The 17,925-nt window shown below is 71.4% G+C and carries 17 protein-coding genes and 1 pseudogene; 14 read left to right on the top strand and 4 right to left on the bottom strand.

Translation table 11 applies throughout. From position 1 onward, the window contains the following. Positions 1–191, top strand: a 191-nt coding sequence (locus QSK03_RS32025) for an IS3 family transposase (protein WP_285659772.1), incomplete at its 5' end; no start/stop codon positions are given. 562 nt (positions 192–753) lie between these two features. Continuing rightward, on the top strand, positions 754–2,001 hold the full coding sequence (locus tag QSK03_RS32030) for an IS256 family transposase (RefSeq protein ID WP_285659773.1): 1,248 nt from the start codon (positions 754–756) through the stop codon (positions 1,999–2,001). Positions 2,002–2,287: 286 nt separating this feature from the next. On the opposite strand, the gene QSK03_RS32035 is transcribed toward QSK03_RS32030, so the two are convergent. The 3 genes from QSK03_RS32035 to QSK03_RS32045 form a co-directional block, all read right to left on the bottom strand. After that, positions 2,288–2,980, bottom strand: coding sequence for a hypothetical protein (locus QSK03_RS32035; protein WP_285659774.1), 693 nt, complete (start codon positions 2,978–2,980; stop codon positions 2,288–2,290). Beyond that, a complete protein-coding gene (locus tag QSK03_RS32040) occupies positions 2,977–3,174 on the bottom strand; it encodes a type II toxin-antitoxin system HicA family toxin (RefSeq protein ID WP_285659810.1) in 198 nt (65 codons plus the stop codon). Before QSK03_RS32040 ends, QSK03_RS32035 begins: the two co-directional genes overlap by 4 nt. A 346-nt stretch (positions 3,175–3,520) precedes the next feature. Then, positions 3,521–5,302, bottom strand: a complete 1,782-nt coding sequence (locus QSK03_RS32045) for a chorismate-binding protein (RefSeq protein WP_285659775.1) — start codon at positions 5,300–5,302, stop codon at positions 3,521–3,523. A gap of 109 nt (positions 5,303–5,411) precedes the next feature. On the opposite strand from QSK03_RS32045, the gene QSK03_RS32050 reads away from it, so the two are divergent. The 12 genes from QSK03_RS32050 to QSK03_RS32105 all read left to right on the top strand — a co-directional run bounded on the left by QSK03_RS32050 (position 5,412) and on the right by QSK03_RS32105 (position 17,772). Further along, positions 5,412–5,882, top strand: coding sequence for an NADH-quinone oxidoreductase subunit NuoE family protein (locus QSK03_RS32050; protein WP_285659776.1), 471 nt, complete (start codon positions 5,412–5,414; stop codon positions 5,880–5,882). Positions 5,883–5,902: 20 nt separating this feature from the next. After that, the gene (locus QSK03_RS32055) at positions 5,903–7,462 is read left to right on the top strand and encodes an NADH-ubiquinone oxidoreductase-F iron-sulfur binding region domain-containing protein (RefSeq protein ID WP_285659777.1); all 1,560 of its coding nucleotides are present in this window, start codon (positions 5,903–5,905) and stop codon (positions 7,460–7,462) included. After that, positions 7,459–10,290 (top strand): formate dehydrogenase subunit alpha, encoded by a 2,832-nt coding sequence (gene fdhF, locus QSK03_RS32060; RefSeq protein ID WP_285659778.1) that lies wholly within the window; start codon positions 7,459–7,461, stop codon positions 10,288–10,290. The genes QSK03_RS32055 and fdhF overlap by 4 nt, the downstream gene beginning before the upstream one ends. Further along, positions 10,287–10,502, top strand: a complete 216-nt coding sequence (locus QSK03_RS32065) for a formate dehydrogenase subunit delta (RefSeq protein ID WP_285659779.1) — start codon at positions 10,287–10,289, stop codon at positions 10,500–10,502. The genes fdhF and QSK03_RS32065 overlap by 4 nt, the downstream gene beginning before the upstream one ends. Further along, the gene (locus tag QSK03_RS32070) at positions 10,499–11,161 is read left to right on the top strand and encodes a histidine phosphatase family protein (protein WP_285659780.1); all 663 of its coding nucleotides are present in this window, start codon (positions 10,499–10,501) and stop codon (positions 11,159–11,161) included. Before QSK03_RS32065 ends, QSK03_RS32070 begins: the two co-directional genes overlap by 4 nt. Then, positions 11,158–12,090, top strand: a complete 933-nt coding sequence (locus tag QSK03_RS32075; RefSeq protein ID WP_285659781.1) for a hypothetical protein — start codon at positions 11,158–11,160, stop codon at positions 12,088–12,090. The genes QSK03_RS32070 and QSK03_RS32075 overlap by 4 nt, the downstream gene beginning before the upstream one ends. Before the next feature lie 76 nt (positions 12,091–12,166). Then, positions 12,167–12,700, top strand: coding sequence for a MerR family transcriptional regulator (locus tag QSK03_RS32080; protein WP_285659782.1), 534 nt, complete (start codon positions 12,167–12,169; stop codon positions 12,698–12,700). Positions 12,701–12,907: 207 nt separating this feature from the next. Next, entirely contained in the window at positions 12,908–14,116 is a 1,209-nt protein-coding gene (locus tag QSK03_RS32085) for a uroporphyrinogen decarboxylase family protein (protein WP_285659784.1), read from the top strand. A gap of 102 nt (positions 14,117–14,218) precedes the next feature. Further along, positions 14,219–16,060, top strand: coding sequence for an MtaA/CmuA family methyltransferase (locus QSK03_RS32090; protein ID WP_285659785.1), 1,842 nt, complete (start codon positions 14,219–14,221; stop codon positions 16,058–16,060). Positions 16,061–16,157: 97 nt separating this feature from the next. Continuing rightward, positions 16,158–16,409, top strand: a complete 252-nt coding sequence (locus tag QSK03_RS32095; RefSeq protein WP_285659804.1) for a hypothetical protein — start codon at positions 16,158–16,160, stop codon at positions 16,407–16,409. 103 nt (positions 16,410–16,512) lie between these two features. Then, a complete protein-coding gene (locus tag QSK03_RS32100; protein WP_285659806.1) occupies positions 16,513–17,058 on the top strand; it encodes a MerR family transcriptional regulator in 546 nt (181 codons plus the stop codon). A gap of 90 nt (positions 17,059–17,148) precedes the next feature. Then, positions 17,149–17,772 (top strand): TetR/AcrR family transcriptional regulator, encoded by a 624-nt coding sequence (locus tag QSK03_RS32105; protein ID WP_285659808.1) that lies wholly within the window; start codon positions 17,149–17,151, stop codon positions 17,770–17,772. 4 nt (positions 17,773–17,776) lie between these two features. On the opposite strand, the pseudogene QSK03_RS33350 reads toward QSK03_RS32105, so the two are convergent. Then, positions 17,777–17,925, bottom strand: a pseudogene (locus QSK03_RS33350) (bifunctional 5,10-methylene-tetrahydrofolate dehydrogenase/5,10-methylene-tetrahydrofolate cyclohydrolase); the annotation flags it as partial.

Consider the following 17,925-nt stretch of genomic DNA (forward strand, 5'->3'; position numbering starts at 1 on the left):
AGTCGTTCTGGGGCACGATGCAACTCGAACTGCTCGACTCCCGCACCTGGTCCACCCGCGCCGAGCTTGCCAACGCGATATTCGAATGGATAGAGTGCTGGTACAACCCCAAGCGACGCCATTCCAGGATCGGAATGCTCAGCCCGCTGGACCACGAAGCAGCCCACACCACGCCTGACCAAGATCACTGACCCCACACCGTCGGTGTCCGGTCCTGGGGGGCCAACCTCACTCCAGATCGCCTCTTGTGGTGCGGATCGTGGTGCGAGCTTGAGACTACGAGAGGCTCGTGGAGGCCCTCAGAGACACGCGACTGACAACATAGACGCAGGTAGGAGCTGTTAGATGCACCTTCCCGCGTTCTTACAAGCCGTAGGACGTAGGTTCGATCCCTACCGCGGCCACATGCGAAGCTTTGACGTGCAACGACGGCGGCGAGCGATGTCGCCGCAGAGCTGGCCCTAGTCGGACATTTCGGGTGCGCAGCGCTCGTGACTGGCTAACAGGGTCGTCGGTCGGCACCGGCGCCGCTCTGCTGCCCGCTCGGTGACGCGGCCGGGTCGGGGCTGTGGGCGGGGATCGGACTGGCTACGAGGCGGTCGGTCAGTCTGGGTGTCGCCGGTCGGGCGGTAGTGGCGTCCAGCAGGGTGGTGTACGACAGGGCCACGGCGTAGGGCGTGGCGTCCACAACGAGGGCGGCCACCGCGTGATTCTCAGTTCTGAGTTCCCGCTCAAGACCGAGGAGTCCACGCGATGGCCGCGTCGGCGAGTATCGACCCTGCCCGTTTCCTTCACGAACACCTGGCCCAGGCGAGTCCGGACCTGCTGCGTTCGCTGCTCACGACGATGATCGACACCCTGATGTCCGCGGAGGCGGACGCGGTCTGCGGCGCCGCCCACGGCGAACGCAGCGAGGCCCGGGTCAATCAGCGCAACGGTTACCGCCACCGTGATTTCGACACCCGGGCCGGGACGCTGGATGTGGCGATTCCGAAGCTGCGCTCCGGGTCGTACTTCCCGGACTGGTTGCTTGAGCGCCGCCGCCGCGCCGAAGCGGCCCTGACCAGCGTGGTCGCTACCTGCTATCTACTCGGGGTGAGCACCCGGCGGATGGAGAAGCTCGTGGAGAGCCTCGGGATCACGCGGTTGTCGAAGTCGCAGGTCTCGGCGATGGCCCAGGACCTCGACGAGCAGGTCGCGGCGTTCCGGACCCGGCCGCTGGATGCCGGTCCGTACACGTTCCTGGCCGCTGACGCGCTGGTGCTCAAGGTCCGCGAGGCCGGGCGGGTCGTCAACGTGCACGCCCTGATCGCCGTGGGCGTGAACGCCGACGGGCACCGCGAGCTGCTCGGGCTGCAGGTCTCCAGCGCCGAAGACGGCGCCGGCTGGCTGGCGTTCTTCCGGGATCTGGTCGCCCGCGGCCTGTCCGGGGTCGGGCTGGTGACCTCCGATGCCCACCGCGGCCTCGTGGAGGCGATCGGGGCGACGCTGCCCGGTGCGGCGTGGCAGCGCTGCCGCACCCACTACGCGGCCAACCTGATGGCGGTCACCCCGAAGTCGTCGTGGCCGTGGGTCAAGACGCTGTTGCACTCGGTCTACGACCAGCCCGACGCCGAATCGGTGCACGCCCAGTTCGACCGCGTCCTCGACGCCCTCGAGACCAAGCTCCCGCAGGTGGCAGCGCACCTCGACGCGGCCCGCGCCGACGTGCTGGCGTTCACGATCTTCCCTCGGGAGCTCTGGCGGCAGGTGTGGTCGAACAACCCCCAGGAGCGGCTCAACCGCGAGATCCGCCGGCGCACCGACGTCGTGGGCATCTTCCCCGACCGCGACGCGCTGATCCGCCTGGTCGGCGCCGTGCTCGCCGAACAGCACGACGAATGGACCGAAGCTCGCCGCTACCTCGGCCTCGAGCTCCTCGCTCGAGCCCGCGCCTGCATCGCAGACCCCGACACCGCCGAGGAGACCAGCACCGACATCGTCCCGGCGCTCAGCGCCTAACCCCAGCAACAGAATCACGCAGCAACCGCGCTACACCACGTCCCCGGGCTTGACCCGGGCGGTTGAGTCCCTGCGCGGTCGCGATGATGATCGGATCGATGAGTGCGGCTGTGGACGACCGGGCGGCCGAACTGACGGATCGTCGCACTGTTGCGAGTTTTTCGACGTGCTCGTGTGGATGAGTTCGCCACGCCGCTTCCCGCCGGCTGCCAGACCGCCCACGTAGCGACCGTGCCCGGCCCGGCTTCGCAACCGCTCATCGGTCCTCTGAAACGCGAGCTCCAGCTCACTTCGACTTTGAATGCCCGCGCTCGGAGACCGTCCGGCTGGGGTTGCGCTGCGCCGTGGACCTAGTGACGAACCGGCCCGTGACAGCGCTGCGGTAGACGGTTGTCTTGCTTCTGTTCTTCCCTGAGGACTCTCGCACGGTCGTGCGGGGGAGTTTGGCGCCGGTGGAGGCCGACACATACCGGCCAGACTTGGCGGATCGAGTGGGCACGGCTTCTTCCCCCTTCGAAGACGACTGACGCCGTCCTAAGCTGCTTGACGAGTCGCGTGGGACTTCCTGCTGCTTCTCGCTTCTGAGGAGCTGTTCGATTCGCTGGTAGGACAGTCCGAGCCCGGCCGCGATGCCCTGCAGGGTCCACCCTGCGGCCTTGAGTGCTTGGACGGCTGAGCGCTTGGCGTCGCTTGCTGAGGCCACTAGCTCCTTAGCCTGGGCCTCGAGCGTCTCTGCGTCCTGGAGGAGCTGGCCGGCCTCGTCGTCGAACACCGGGACGATCTCGAGTGGCACGTCGGCGTCCTCGTCGAGGTCGAGGACCGCGATGACGACCCCGCGGGCCATCTCTTCGACTTCGGACCAGCGGCTGGCTTGGGTGACCACGTCGAGGGGCAGGACATGGATGGTCCACCATCCGTCCTCGCGGTCGACCTCGGCGGTGTAGAGATCGGTCGCGTCGGACTCGGTTCCTGCTGTCACTGCAACCACCCCTCCGGTAGGCAGCCCATCGTGTTGCGGATGCTCCGCACAACCCCGGGGGAGATCATCGTGTGGTGCGGCACAGGCGCTCTGTGTTGCCCGCAGGGGCAGCCCCACACCTCGTGGCCGCCCTTGTCGCGCAGCACCGTGCAGCCGTGCCGTCTCAGCTCCCTGGCGACGTCGCGTCGGCGCATGCCCTTCACCACGAGCGTAGTTCTAGCAAGCCTGGAAGTCGACTTCAAACGACGCTAGAAGTTCGCTGGCGCGTGCTCGCCCTGGCCGATGGCTGAGACAAGTTGGGGCTTCGCGGGGTCCTAGGCTCATGGCGCGGCGCTCCGAGGCCTTCAGTAAGCCCCTCAGGGCCTCTATCGCGAACGAAGACCGAAGGTGATCGTTCTGCCGTTGGATAACAGGGGGCACAGCGCTCTCGTTCGACCCGCGTTTGTGCCGCTCAGTACAGCGTGGAGGCGGTGAGCGCTTACGACCCGTCGGCCGCAGGTTCGAATCGTGCCGCGCCCACGCACGTCAGAAGAGAAGGGGTCACCGCGCTGAGTCCCGGACACGTTCCGCCCCGTGGCGCTCACCTCGACCGCCGTCGACGAGCACTCCCGGACGCCACCCTCTCAACGAGCTGAGCACCCCCAGCGCGTCGGCGTTCTCCAGGTCCTTCGGCGTCAGCGTGCGCTCGAGGAGCGCGCCCGATTCCACCTGCCGGGCCCGCTCGACCCCGGGAAGCGCCCCTGCGCCGAGGGGCGGGGTGTACCAGACACCGTCGAGGCGCACGGCGAGCGACGCGACGGTCGTCTCGACGAGCTCGCCCCGCTCGTTGACCAAGACGACGTCGTCCGCGTCGCAGTGGCGGCGGCGGGCGGCGTCGTACGGCTCGCGGTGCGCGGTCTTGTGGTGGCACCCGACGTCGGTGGAGGTCACCGGCTCAGTGTCCACCGCGAGCCGTACCGGACCCGGGTCGCGGGGCAGCGGCGCGAGGGTGAGCTCCGGGGTGCCGTCGGCGGCGAGACGGAGCCGGACCCGCGCGGACGACCGGCCGAGGAGCGCCGTCCGCACAGCGGACCGCAGGGTGCCTTCGTCGGCCGGGATGTCGAAGTAGGCCGCGGAGTCGAGCAGCCGGGCGATGTGCCGGTCGAGATGACGCGGGGATCCCTCAACGAGGGCGAAGGTCTCCAGCAGACCCGCCGGGCGGGTGCGCGATCCCAGGACCCGGGCCTTGGCGAGGAGCTCCGCGTGCTCGGCGGTCGGGTCGGAGCTCCAGGTGATCCCGCCGCCGACCCCGTAGGTGGCCTGCCCGGCGGCCCGGTCGACGACCATCGTGCGGATCGCGACCGAGAACCGACCCCGCGGGCCGTCGGGGCCGGGCCCGAGCCAGCCGATCGCCCCGCAGTAGACGCCCCGCGGTGCTCCCTCGAGATCGGCCAGGATCTCCATGCTGCGACGCTTGGGTGCTCCGGTCACCGAGCCGCAGGGGAACGTCGCGGCGAACAGCTCGGGCAGCCCCGTGCCCGGATGCAGGCGGGCGGTGACCTCGCTGGTCAGCTGCCACACCGTCCCGTACCGCTCGGCAGCAAGCAGCGACGCGACCGACACCGTGCCCGGGACCGCGACACGCCCGAGATCGTTGCGAACCAGGTCGAGGATCATGACGTTCTCGGCCCGCTCCTTGGGGTCGGCCAGCAGCCGGTCCCGGACCGCGATGTCGGTGGCCGTCGTGGGTCCGCGCTCAGCCGTGCCCTTCATCGGGCGCATCCGCACGATGTCCCCGTCGAGCGCGAGGAACAGCTCCGGGCTCGCGCTCGCGATCGCGAGCTCCCCGACGTCGAGGTAGGCGTGGTGGGCGCCGCCCTGCTCGGCGGCCATCGCCGCGTAGACGGCCGCGGGATCGGCCGGCGCCGCCGCTCGCAGTGTCGTGGTGAGGTTGGCCTGATAGGTCTCGCCCCGGGCGATGTGCTCCTGGACGGCCAGCACGCCCCGCCGGTGCCGCACGCCGTCGGTGTCGGGGATCCAGGGCCCGGTCGGCGGGTAGGTCGCCGGGGCGTGAACGGGCGTCACGGCTAGCGGCGGGCCGCCCAGCCCGAACCAGGCGAGTGGGACGCCGGGCGGCGGATCGACGCGGGGCAGGGCGGGGTCCAGTCCGGCGCCCGCCTCGTAGGCCAGGAACCCGAACGCCCATGCGCCCGCCGCGCAGCGCGCGCCGACGCGGGACAACACGCCGGGCACCTCCTCGTGGGTGCGGGCGACCACCGTCTCCCGGGGCGCCGGGAAGCGGAACGCGACCTGTTCGCGCAGGTCGTCGAAGCGAGCGTGCACGGACCCTCATTTCTCGATGCGGAACAGCGGCGTGGCCGCCCTTCACAGCCCAGGCGGCGCAAGATATCTTACGTTCAGGTGAGAAATATCGAGCTTGAGAGGGGTGCCGATGTCTGCACGCCGGACCGACGAGCCTGCTGGCGGTCTGCTGCGGGGGATCGTCGAGCGGCACCGCCTCGCGCGCGGGCCACTGCTGCCGATCTTGCACGACGTCCAGCGCGAGGCCGGCTGGATCGACGACCGCACCATCGACCTCGTCGCCGACGAGCTCAACCTCTCGCGCGCCGAGGTGCACGGGGTGGCGTCGTTCTACACCGACTTCCGCCGTGAACCTTCCGGCGGGACCGTCGTGCGGGTCTGCCGCGGCGAGGCATGCCAGGCAGTCGGCGGCGAGGAGATCCACGCTGCGCTGCTCGCCGGCGGCGGGGGCGCCGTGACGGTCGATCAGATCTTCTGCTTCGGCAACTGCGCCCTCGGCCCCAGCGTCGAGGTCGACGGGACGCTGCACGGGCGGGTCTCGGTGGGCGACCTGCCCGAGCTGATCACCGGGCCCACCGGGGCCGCCCCGGATGCGGCATGAGCGGCGGTCCGGGAGTCGAGGTGACCGTCTACGTGCCCGCCGACAGCGCCGCGCGCTCGGTCGGGGCGGACCGGGTGGCAGCGGAGGTGCGCCGCGCGGCGGCGGCCGCCGGGCGCGCCGTCCGTATCGTGCGCACCGGCTCCCGCGGGATGGCCTGGCTCGAGCCGTTGGTCGAGGTCGAGACTCTCCGGGGACGGATCGGCTACGGCCCGGTGCGCCCGGGCGAGGTCGCCGGCCTGGTCGACGAGGGCCTGCTCGACGGCGAAGGCGACTCGCTCGGACCGGTGGAGGCGTTGCCCTGGCTGTGCGACCAGCGGCGGGTCACCTTCGCCCGGGTCGGCGTCGTCGACCCGCGCGACCCGGACTCCTACCTTGAGCACGGCGGCCTCACGGGCCTGCGGCGTGCCCTCGAGGTCGGCCCGGAGCAGGTGCTCGAGGGGATGACCGCCTCCGGGGTGCGCGGCCGGGGCGGCGCCGGGTTCCCGGCCGGGGTCAAGTGGCGCACCGTCGCCGCGGCCGAGGGCGATCTCAAGTTCGTCTGCGCCAACGCCGACGAGGGCGACTCCGGCACCTTCGCCGACCGCATGATCATGGAAGGGGATCCCTTCCAGCTCCTGGAGGGGATGACGATCGCCGGCCTCGCGGTCGGGGCGTCCGAGGGTTATGTCTACGTGCGGTCCGAGTACCCCGACGCTGTGGCGACCCTGCGTGCCGCGATCACCGCGGCGCGCGAGCGCGGCTGGCTGGGGCCCGACGTCCTCGGCTCGGGGTTCGGGTTCGACGTCGAGGTCCGGGTCGGGGCCGGCGCCTACATCTGCGGCGAGGAGACCGCGATGCTGGAGAGCCTCGAGGGCAAGCGGGGGATGGTGCGCGCCAAGCCACCGATCCCCGCGCTCTCGGGCCTGTTCGGCCGCCCGACGGTGGTCAACAACGTGCTGACGCTGTGCGCCGCGACCAGCGTGCTCGCCGATGGCGCGGACGCCTACCAGGAGCTCGGCACGGGCCGCTCCCGAGGCACCCAGGTCTTCCAGCTCGGCGGGAACATCGCGCGCGGTGGCATTGTCGAGGCACCGTTCGGCGTGACGCTGCGCGACCTCGTCGAGGGCTACGGCGGGGGAACCCGCTCGGGCCGCCCGGTGCGCGCGGTGCAGGTCGGAGGCCCGCTGGGCGCCTACCTGCCGGTGGAGCGCCTCGACCTGCCCATGGACTACGAGGCCTTCGCCGAGGCGGGCGCGATGCTCGGGCACGGCGGCGTCGTGGTCTTCGACGACACCGTGGACATGGCGCACCAGGCGCGCTTCGCCATGGAGTTCTGCGCGGCGGAGTCCTGCGGGAAATGCACGCCGTGCCGCGTCGGCGCCGTCCGTGGCGTCGAGACCATCGACAAGGTCATCGCGGGGACCGACGTCGACGACAATCTCGCACTGCTCGACGACCTGTGCGAGCTGATGACCGACGGCTCGCTCTGCGCCATGGGCGGGCTGACCCCGCTGCCGGTGCGCAGCGCCGTCTCGCACTTCGGCGAGGACTTCCTCGACCGCGACCGCACGCCGCACACCACGAGGGAGCTCTCGCCATGAGCCTGCTCAAGGAGACCGACCACGGCACACCGCGACGGCCGGGAGCGGCCTCGGTGTCGGTGGAGATCGACGGCACCGCGGTGCAGGTACCGGAGGGCACGTCGGTCATGCGCGCCGCGAGCGAGGCGGGCGTCCCGGTGCCCAAGCTCTGCGCCACGGACAGCCTCGAGGCCTACGGTTCGTGCCGGCTGTGTCTGGTCGAGATCGACGGCAAACGGGGCACCCCGGCGTCGTGCACCACCCCCGTCGAGGAGGGCATGCAGGTCCGGACCCAGACCCCGCGGCTGGCGAAGCTGCGGGAAGGGATCATGGAGCTCTACATCTCCGACCATCCGCTGGACTGCCTCACGTGCTCGGCGAACGGTGACTGCGAGCTGCAGGACATGGCCGGCACCGTGGGCCTGCGCCAGGTCCGCTACGACGAGCACGGCGAGAACCACCTGAACGCGCCGAAGGACACCTCGAACCCGTACTTCGACTTCGACGGGTCGAAGTGCATCGCGTGCGCGCGCTGTGTCCGGGCCTGCGACGAGGTCCAGGGCACACTCGCGCTCACCCTCGACGGCCGGGGCTTCGACACGAAGATCACCGCGGGGGTCGGGCAGTCGTTCCTGGAGTCCGACTGCGTGTCCTGCGGTGCGTGCGTGCAGGCGTGCCCGACCGCGACGCTGCAGGAGCGCAGCGTGGTCGAGCTGGGCATGCCCAACCGCACGGTCCTGACGACCTGCGCGTACTGCGGTGTCGGGTGCTCGTTCAAGGCCGAGATGCGTGGCGACGAGGTCGTGCGGATGGTGCCCGCCAAGGACGGGGGCGCCAACGAGGGCCACTCGTGCGTCAAGGGCCGCTTCGCCTTCGGCTACGCCACGCACCCGGACCGTGTTCTCGCGCCGCTGGTGCGCGAGCGGATCACCGACGAGTGGCGCGAGGTGTCATGGACCGAGGCCCTGGACTTCACCGCGCGACGCATGCGGGAGATCCAGGCCGCTCACGGACTGGGCGCGGTCGGTGCCATCACCTCGTCCCGCTGTACCAACGAAGAGGTCTACGTCGTCCAGAAGATGGTCCGGGCGGCATTCGGGAACAACAACGTCGACACCTGTGCCCGGGTGTGCCACTCGCCGACCGGCTACGGCCTCAAGCAGACCTTCGGCACCAGCGCCGGAACGCAGGACTTCCGCTCGGTCGCCGAGGCGGACGTGATCCTGCTGATCGGGGCCAATCCCACCGATGGGCACCCGGTCTTCGCCTCCCGGATGAAGCGGCGCCTGCGCGAGAGCGCCCAACTGATCGTTCTCGACCCCCGCCGGATCGACCTGGTCCGCTCCCCGCACATCGAGGCCGCGCACCATCTGCCGCTGGGCCCGGGCACGAACGTCGCCATGGTCAACGCCTTCGCCCACGTTGCCGTGACCGAGGGACTCGTCGACGCTGGCTTCGTGGCCGAGCGCTGCGAGGGTTACGACGAGTGGGCGGAGTTCATCGCCCGGCCCGAGCACTCGCCGGAGGTCGCCGCGGAGGTCACCGGCGTGCCGGCCGACGACATCCGCGCCGCGGCCCGCCTCTACGCCACTGCGGGCAACGCGGCGATCTACTACGGCCTCGGGGTCACCGAGCACAGCCAGGGCTCGACGATGGTCATGGGCATGGCCAACCTCGCGATGGCCACCGGCAACATCGGGCGGGACGGCGTCGGGGTGAACCCGCTGCGCGGGCAGAACAACGTCCAGGGCTCCTGCGACATGGGCTCGTTCCCCCACGAGCTGCCCGGCTACCGGCACGTGTCCGACGACGCGGTGCGCTCGGTCTTCGAGACGGTCTGGGGCACCTCACTCTCCCCGCAGCCCGGCCTGCGGATCCCCAACATGTTCGACGCGGCCCTCGAGGGGTCGTTCCGGGCGCTGTTCGTACAGGGCGAGGACATCGCCCAGTCCGATCCCAACACCGCCCACGTGCACGCCGCCCTCGCGGCGATGGAGCTCGTCGTGGTGCAGGACCTGTTCCGCAACGAGACCTCGAAGTTCGCGCACGTCCTGCTGCCGGGCACGTCGTTCCTGGAGAAGGACGGGACGTTCACCAACGCCGAGCGCCGCATCAACCGCGTACGCCCGGTGATGGCGCCCCGCACGGGCATGCACGAGTGGCAGATCGTCGGGGAGATCGCCAAGCGGATGGGAAGCCCGATGGGCTACACCCACCCGCGGGAGATCATGGCCGAGATCGCGGCGACGACGCCCACGTTCGCCGGTGTCTCCTTCGAGCTGCTCGACGAGGTCGGCAGCGTGCAGTGGCCGTGCACGGACGCGGCGCCCGCGGGTACGCCGATCATGCACCGCGACGGGTTCGTGCGGGGGAAGGGGCGCTTCGTCCCGACGACCTACGTCCCGACCGCGGAGCGCACGACCCGGCGCTTCCCGCTCGTGCTGACCACGGGGCGGATCCTCTCGCAGTACAACGTCGGTGCGCAGACCCGGCGCACCGGCAACGTCGCCTGGCATCCCGAGGACCTGCTCGAGATCCACCCGCACGACGCGGAGGTCCGTGGCATCACCGACGGCGACGAGGTCAGCCTTGCCAGCAGGGTGGGTACGACCTCGCTGCGGGCGAGGCTGTCCGACCGGATGCCGGCCGGCGTCGTGTACACGACCTTCCACCACCCCGTCACCGGCGCCAACGTGGTGACGACCGAGCACTCCGACTGGGCCACCAACTGTCCGGAGTACAAGGTCACCGCGGTGCAGGTCGCGCTGCGCACGGCGCCGCCCGGCCCCGCCGACGCGCCGTCCGGACGTGCGAGGACGGCGCCACCGGTGCCGGCGGCCGGCTCGTGAGCGGCGACCTGCCGCCGACCGTGCGGCTGGCCAACGACATCGCCGCGCAGTTCGTGCACCGCCGCGACTCCGACGCTGCGGTCCAGGAGATCGCCGGGCACGTCCGCAGCTTCTGGGAGCCGCGGATGATCACCGAGCTGCTCGCGGCGGTCGACGGCGGGGCCCCGGCGCTGGACCCGCTGGCCCTGCGCGCCGCACGCCTGCTGCGATGACCGCGCGGTGTGTCGGCGAGGCCTGGGGATCCCGCGGGCTGCGGGTGCACCTGGTCCGGCACGGCGAGAGCACGTGGAACGCCGGGGGGCTCGTCCAGGGCCGGACCGCCCATGTCCCGCTCAGCCGTCGCGGGCTGGCCCAGGCACTCGAGCTGGCGCGGACCTTCGCGCGCCTGCCGATCCGTGCGGTGTGGACCAGTGACCAGCTGCGGTGCCTCCAGACCGCCGAGCTGATCGCGGCACGCCATCACCTGCCGACCCGCTGCTCGGGCCTGTTGCGCGAACAACGGCACGGCGTCTGGGAGGGGACGCCCGTCCTCGAGCATCCCGAACTGGTCACCGTGGCCGACCCGGATTGGGCCCCGGAGGGGGGTGAGACCGCGCGCGCGGTGCACGGGCGGGCAGTGGCGTTCGTCGAGGAGCTCCGGCGCGCGGCCGTCACGTGGCCGGACGACCCGCCGGAGGTCGTCGTGGTCAGCCACGGTGAGACGATCCGTGCGCTCTGGGCCGCCGCCCTCGGGCACGGCGCCGAGCGGATGCCCCCGATCGTGCCGGGGAACGCGGCGCCGTGCTCGGTGCTCCTCGCGGCCGGCGACGGAGCATCCTCGGCGACGGCGGGGTCCCGCCCGGCCCCGCTGGCGACCGACGCCGCTCGGTGAGGGCCCGAGCGCCGTGGTGGCGGCTGGCCACCCGGGCCGGCGGCGCCGCGCGGCCGGCGCTGGCCGGCACCGCCATGGTCGCGATCGCCGAGCTCAGCGGTCAGCACGAGATCCTCTTTCCCGAGGGGATCGCCCTGGCGGCCGGGATCTGGGTGGCCGCGCGGCCCGACTGGACCGTCCGTCCGCGGGCGGTCCTCGTGGTGCCGACCGTGTGCGCCGCGCTGGGCATCGTCATCGGACGGCTTCCCGGGCCGCGCTGGCTCCTTGCGCTCGCGGCCCTCGGCGCGGCCTTCGCGGTGCTGGTCGCCTCCCGCAGCCGCCTCACCCCGGCTCTGTCCGCGGCGGTCCTGCCGATCTGGTTCGGCACGGGGCAGTGGGGCTATATCCTCGGGGTGGTCGGGTTGACCGGGCTGCTCGCGCTGACCGTCCCCGCGCGCAGCGCCCCCGGCACCGTCCCCGGCGCTGCTCCCGGTCCGGTCACGGCGTGGCCGGCCGGGGCGACGGCGGTGGCCGCCGGCTGCGCCGCGGTGTGGCTGGTCGCGGTCGGGGTGCTCGGGCTTCCGGTCGCGGCCGCGGCTCCGCCCCTCCTGGTGGCCGGCGTCGAGTTCGCCCTGGCCGGCGCCCCGCGGCGGCTCGGCGTCCGGCGGTGGTGCCTGCTCAGCCTGGCGGGCGCCGTGGGGTGCGGGGCGGGCGCGCTCGTCGGCCCGGCCTGGGGGGCCGCGGCGCTCGCGCTCGGCGTCGTGACGGTACTGATGCTGGTGGGCCGCACCCCGCTCCCGCCGGCGCTGGCGATCGCGCTGGTGCCGCTCGTCCTCGACCGCCCTGAGCCGGTGCCGACCACAGCGATGATCGCTCTCGGTGCGGCCGTGGTCCACCTCCTGCCCGCCCTCCTGGTGCGCCTGCCGGGCGTGACGACCACGAATCGATGATGGATATCTGACGTGTACAGGGACTATTCTCGGGGCGGACGAGGTCGAGGAACGACGACGTGGAGCCGCCGGTCCGATGCACGCACGCAGTGCTCGTGAACGCGGCCACCTCGCTCCCGGGGAGGTCGCCGGCCTGCTCGGGGTGAGCCCGCGGACCGTGCACTTCTACGAGGAGATGGGCCTGGTCACCCCGCGCCGCAGCGCGCGCGGCACGCGGTTCTACACTGACGACGACCTGCGCCGCCTCGAGGTCTGCGTGCGCCTGGCATGCCTCGGCGTACCGCTGCGCACAGTGCGACGGATGGCGACCGTCCGCGGGGCGGCCGCGACGGGCGCCCAGTACGGTCGCGAGCTGTCCGAGGTCGTCGCCGAGCTGCGCGGGACCTTCCGGGCGGACGTTACCGCGCTCCGGGCGCTGCTCGCCGCGATCGACGAGGTCGAGACCCTCGTCGTCGGCCGCCCGGCACCCGGTGCCCGCGGCCGGGCCGGGAGTACGGACACCGCGGCGGCCTCCAGTCGCCTCTCGCGCGGCCTCCTGGAGCTGATCGGCGGCGCGTTGCCGGGGACGGCGACCGACGAGGTGGAACAGGTGCGCCCGGAGCGTCTGTAGCGCCCGTCCGGCTCGATCCGGCTCCCGGGCCGCGAGGACCGCTCGTCCATGCGCGACGACCCCTCGGCGCGCGAACGAGGCCTTGAATAAATCTCACGCATACGTAAGGTGTATGTGTGTGAGTGCGGTCACCGGTTCCCGAAGGCCGCGACCACATCGACGAGGACGTGGAGGCGGGATGGCAGGCACCGTGAACGGGGGTCGGCCGTGAGCGCGCGCGAGCGGTTCCGCCGGATCCTGGCGGGCGAGTCCGGCGGGGAGATCCTCGTCGACATCGGGACCTCGACGGTGACGGGCGTCCGCGCCACGGGTGCGCCCCTCCTCGCCGACCGCGTCGGCTCGGTGGGGCACCAGGTGCTCCAGACCGTCGCCCTGTCCGCGGCCGACAGCAAGCGAGCGGGGTCCGACTTCGCGCGGGTCGGCCCCCTGTTCCCGCCGCCACAGGTCGTCGACGAGCAGTTCGTCGACGGCTTCGGGGTCACCTGGCTGTGGGCCGACGGCGAGCCGGCTCCCGTCGAGCACCCGCTCGAGCACGCCGACATCTTCGGCATCGCCCGTCACCCGCGACCCCGGTGGCCGTCGAGTGTCCAGCTCGCCGACGACGCCGAGGACCAGATCATCGTCGCGGACGCGCCGTCGTCGGGGCTGCTCGAGACCAGCTTCTCGCTGCGCAACAGCTGGCAGCTGCTGTGCGACCTCACCGACAACTGGCGGGCCGCCTCAGCGCTGCTCGACTGGGCGGCCGAGACCGCGGCCGAGGGGTACGAGAGCTACCTGGCGGCCCTGCCCGAGCAGCCCGACATGCTGATCTACGGGGACGACTTCGGCTACCAGGCCAACATGTTCCTCTCCGACGAGGACTTCCGGACCTTCGTCAGGCCCAGGTTGCGCACCGTGATCTCCCGGATCCGGCGAGCCACGTCGGCCGCGATCTGCTTCCACAGCTGCGGCGCCATCCGCCCGATCCTGCCCGATCTCGCCGACCTCGGAGTCGAACTGCTCAACCTGCAGTACGACGCCCGCGGGATCGTGGTCGACGAGGTCCGTCGCGTCGTGGGCGACCGGATCGTCCTGCACGGGTTCACCGACCTGGTGGCGCTCGGCCGCGCGATCGAGCGGGGCGACGACCGCGGCGTGGCCGTACTGGCCTCCGAGCTCGCTGCGTCGGGAGCGGTCGTCGCCGCGCCGGTGGACAGCATGTCCGGGCTGGACGAGCTGCTGCTGGCCTCGCGTGCGGCCGTCTTCGTCCGGGCCATCGACCCCGACGACTGGGAGCTGCTGCGGACCGTCGGTCCTGTGGCCCCCGTCCTGCGTGCGGCGCGCGAGCAGGCGCTCGACGCCGCCGTTCCCGACCTCACGGGCGAACCGCCCGCGGTCACGGTCCGCCCCGAGCACGCGGCGCGTGCCGGGGGATGACCACCGTCGTCGGCACCTGCCCGCGGGCCCCCGTCGGCGTCCCGTTCGCCGTCGTTCCCCGATCCCGGCTCCGCCCGGGTGACACCCACCAAGGAGATGCCAGTGCCCGACACCATGACCGGCCGGGAGCGGATGGTCGCGGCCATCACGATGAAGGAGCTCCCCGACCAGGTGCCCTGCGTGCCGCTGCTGATGACCCGCGGTCTGCGCGAGGGTGGCGTCACGTGCGACGTGGCCCAGCGTGACCCCGAGGCCGCCGCGGGCGCCAAGATCAAGGCGCTGGAGAAGTTCGGCGGCGACGTCCTCATCCCCGGCACCGACCTGTTCACCCCGGTGGAGAACCTCGGTGCGGAGCTGGACTACCTGCCCTACGCCCAGCCCTCCCTGGTCAAGCATCCGACGCCGACGAAGGAGGACTTCTACCGGCTGCGCGACGAGTACCACGGCAAGGGCTTCAACCCCGACGCCGGCCGGCTGCGCGCGATCTCGCGCGAGGCGCAGATCTACGTGGAGAAGGGCTACCGGAACACCCATGTGCTCGTGACCCCTGTGGGCGGTCCGATCACGACGGCGCAGCTGATGACCGGCTCGAGCGAGTTCCTGGGCTACCTCGACACCGACCCCGAGTACGCCCACGAGGTCATCGAGCTGGCGCTGGACTGTGTGAAGAACGTCGTGCGGATGATGTTCGAGGCAGGCATGGACGCCACCAACATCCTCGACCCGTTCAACTCGAGCGACATCCTGCCCCCCGAGCTCTACCGCGAGTTCGGCCTGCCATACCAGAAGCGGCTGTTCGCCTACATCGCCGAGCTCGGCGGGATCGGCCTCACCCACACCTGCACGTTCACCCAGCCCATCTGGCGCGACATCGCCGACAACGGCTGCCTGAACTTCAACGGCGACATGTACCCGGGCATGGAGCACGCGAAGCGGGCCATCGGCGGCGAGATCTCGCTGATGGGCACGCTGAGCCCGTTCTCCACACTGGTCCACGGATCGACCGAGGACGTCGCCAACGAGGTCAAGAAGCTGGCCGCCGAGGTCGGTTACAACGGTGGCTTCATCTGCATGCCGGGCTGCGACATCGACTGGAACGTGCCCGAGGAGAACATGCACGCCCTGATCGACACCTGCGCGTCGATCAAGTACCCGATGGACGTCGCGTCCCTGGGCGACCTGTCGAACGTCTATCTCGCCGGCAACCCGAACCACCCCGGTACCCGCGACAATTCGACCTCGGGTGACACGGCGGTCGCGAGCGGCAAGGGCGAGCATAAGGCCGCCCCGGGCTCGATCGAGGAGGTGAACGAGAAGCTCGTTGAGGCGATCATGGAGTACGACGGCGAGAAGGCGCGGGAGTGGACCCAGACAGGCATCGACCGCGGCATGAGCGCCCAGACGATCGTGTTCGACGGCCTCTCGCTCGGCATGAAGATCGTCGGCGACATGTACGAGCGGAACGAGCGCTTCGTCACCGACATGCTCAAGGCCGCCAAGACCATGGACAAGGCGATGCCCCTGCTGGTGCCGCTGCTCGAGGCGTCCGGCTCCGGCGACGGCCCGACCGGGACCGTGGTCGTGGGACTCGTCCGCGGCAACACCCAGGACATCGGCAAGAACCTCGTGTGCCTGATGCTCAAGGCCAACGGGTTCAAGGTCATCGACCTCGGCAAGAACGTGAAGCCGGAGTCCTTCGTCCAGACCGCGGAGGAGAACAACGCCATCGCGATCGGCATGTCGGTGATGACCAACTCCTCGACCGTCTACGTGCAGAAGACCAAGGACCTCCTCGAGGAGAAGGGCCTGGGCGACAAGTACCTGCTCATGTGCGGCGGGGCGGCGGCCAACCGGCCGATCGCCCGGGAGATGGGCGTCGAGTACGGGTCGGACGCCAACGCGGCCGTCGCGCTGGTCAAGGAACGGGCCGAGGCCGCGGCCTGAACGAGGGGCCGAGGTCCGGGGAGGAGATCCGATTCCCACCTACGACTTCCGCTGCCGGGCCTGTGCCGCCCGGCGGGAGGTCCGTGCCGGCTATGACGTGGCCGCCGGGCTGGAGCTCGTCTGCACGCAGTGCGGTGGCGAGATGCGCAAGGCGGTCACCGCGCCGCTGGGCATGGTGACGTCGGCATCGGCGTCGCCCCCTCCGGTCTCCTCCCCGGGCCGGCCGCGCCGCAGGAGGCGTGGTGGCGACTCCTGCGACGCGGCGGTCCGGCTGACCGAGCCGAATCCCTTCACCGCCGAGATCCGCCGGGCGCACGCCGCCGGTGACCCGAGCTCCCCGGAGGGCTGAGCCCGCCGCCGGCCGGCACGCTCGGTATCTGCGTGAAATCGGACGTGGACGTACACTGAGGTCGCTCGGAGCGTGTCCCGAAGGGGAGAGGAGCGGCACCGGGGTGGACGTCCGCGAGGCGCGACGACGCGGGTACCAGTCGGCCGGGGAGGTGGCCGAGCTACTGGGCGTGACACCGCGGACCGTGCACTACTACGAGGAACAGGGGCTGGTCTCCCCGCGGCGGACCGACAAAGGTACCCGATTCTATTCCGACTTCGACGTCCGCAGGCTCGAGGTGTGCGTCAAGCTCGCCGGTCTCGGCATCCCGATCAAGACGATCGCCCGGCTCGCCACGACACGTCCCAACGCGGCCACGGGCGAGGAGTCCAGCCACGAGCTGGCCGACGTGTTCGGCGAGATCCGGACCACTTTCCGGCAGAGCCTGGCCGGTCTGCGCTACATGCTCGCGGACCTGGAGAAGACCGAACGGCTCGTGCGCACCTGCTGGAACTGCCCCAACAAGCCGACCCGCCAGGACTGCCCCGACTGCCCCTGCGAGCGCGAACTCGACTCGGCGTTCATCCTGAGCCTGACCTGGGACCCGGACCGGCCCGAGCACGAGGACGATCCGGCCGGGCGGGCCGCCGCGGGTGAGGCGACACGGTGAGTCCCCCGCGCGGAGCCGCGCCGGCCAGCCCCGCCGTGGCCACCCCCTGTGGCCTGTTTCGTCATGGGGTCGTCGATGAGGTGAAGCGACGTGGACGCTGGCAGTGACAGCCCCCCGGACGACGAGCGAGTCGAGCGTCTGAGCGGGAGCGAGCGGATCGGTCGAGCCGCGTACGAGCTGTTTGCCCGCCACGGTGTCCGCGAGGTCGGGGTGGACGCGGTCGTGACGCGGGCGGGCGCGGCGAAGATGACGCTGTACCGCAACTTCCCCTCGAAGGACGACCTGATCCTCGACTTCCTCTCGCGGCGAGAGCGGCGGTGGACCGAGCAGTGGCTGATCCACGAGAGCACGTTGCGCGGGCGATCACCGCAGGACCAGCTGCTGTCGGTGTTCGACCTGTTCGGCGAGTGGTTCGCCCGGCCGGACTTCGAGGGCTGCGTGTTCCTCACGACGATGATGGAGGTCAACGATCCCGCGGACGTCGTGTTCCGCGCGGCGGTGGACCACCTCGGCCGGATTCGCGACTACCTGCGCGAGCTCGCCGAGGCGGCCGGGGTCGCGGACCCGGTCCACCTCGCGCGGCAGTGGCACATCCTGATGAAAGGCTCGATCATGGCGGCCCACGAGGGCGACCAGGACGCGGCCTCGGCCGCGCGGGAGATGGGTGTCCTGCTCCTGCGCGCGCACGGCCTCGAGGTAGCCGACCTGCGATGACCCCTCACCGCGCCGTCCGGTCGAGGGCGGCGCGTGCGGCGGTGACGGAGTTCTTCATCAGCCATACGTCGGTGACCGGCCCGACACCGCCGGGCACGGGGGTCGCGGCACGGACCTGGTGCAGGACCGCGGGCAGATCGACGTCGCCGACCA

The organism is Actinomycetospora sp. NBRC 106375 (assembly GCF_030269665.1).
GTDB lineage: Bacteria > Actinomycetota > Actinomycetes > Mycobacteriales > Pseudonocardiaceae > Actinomycetospora.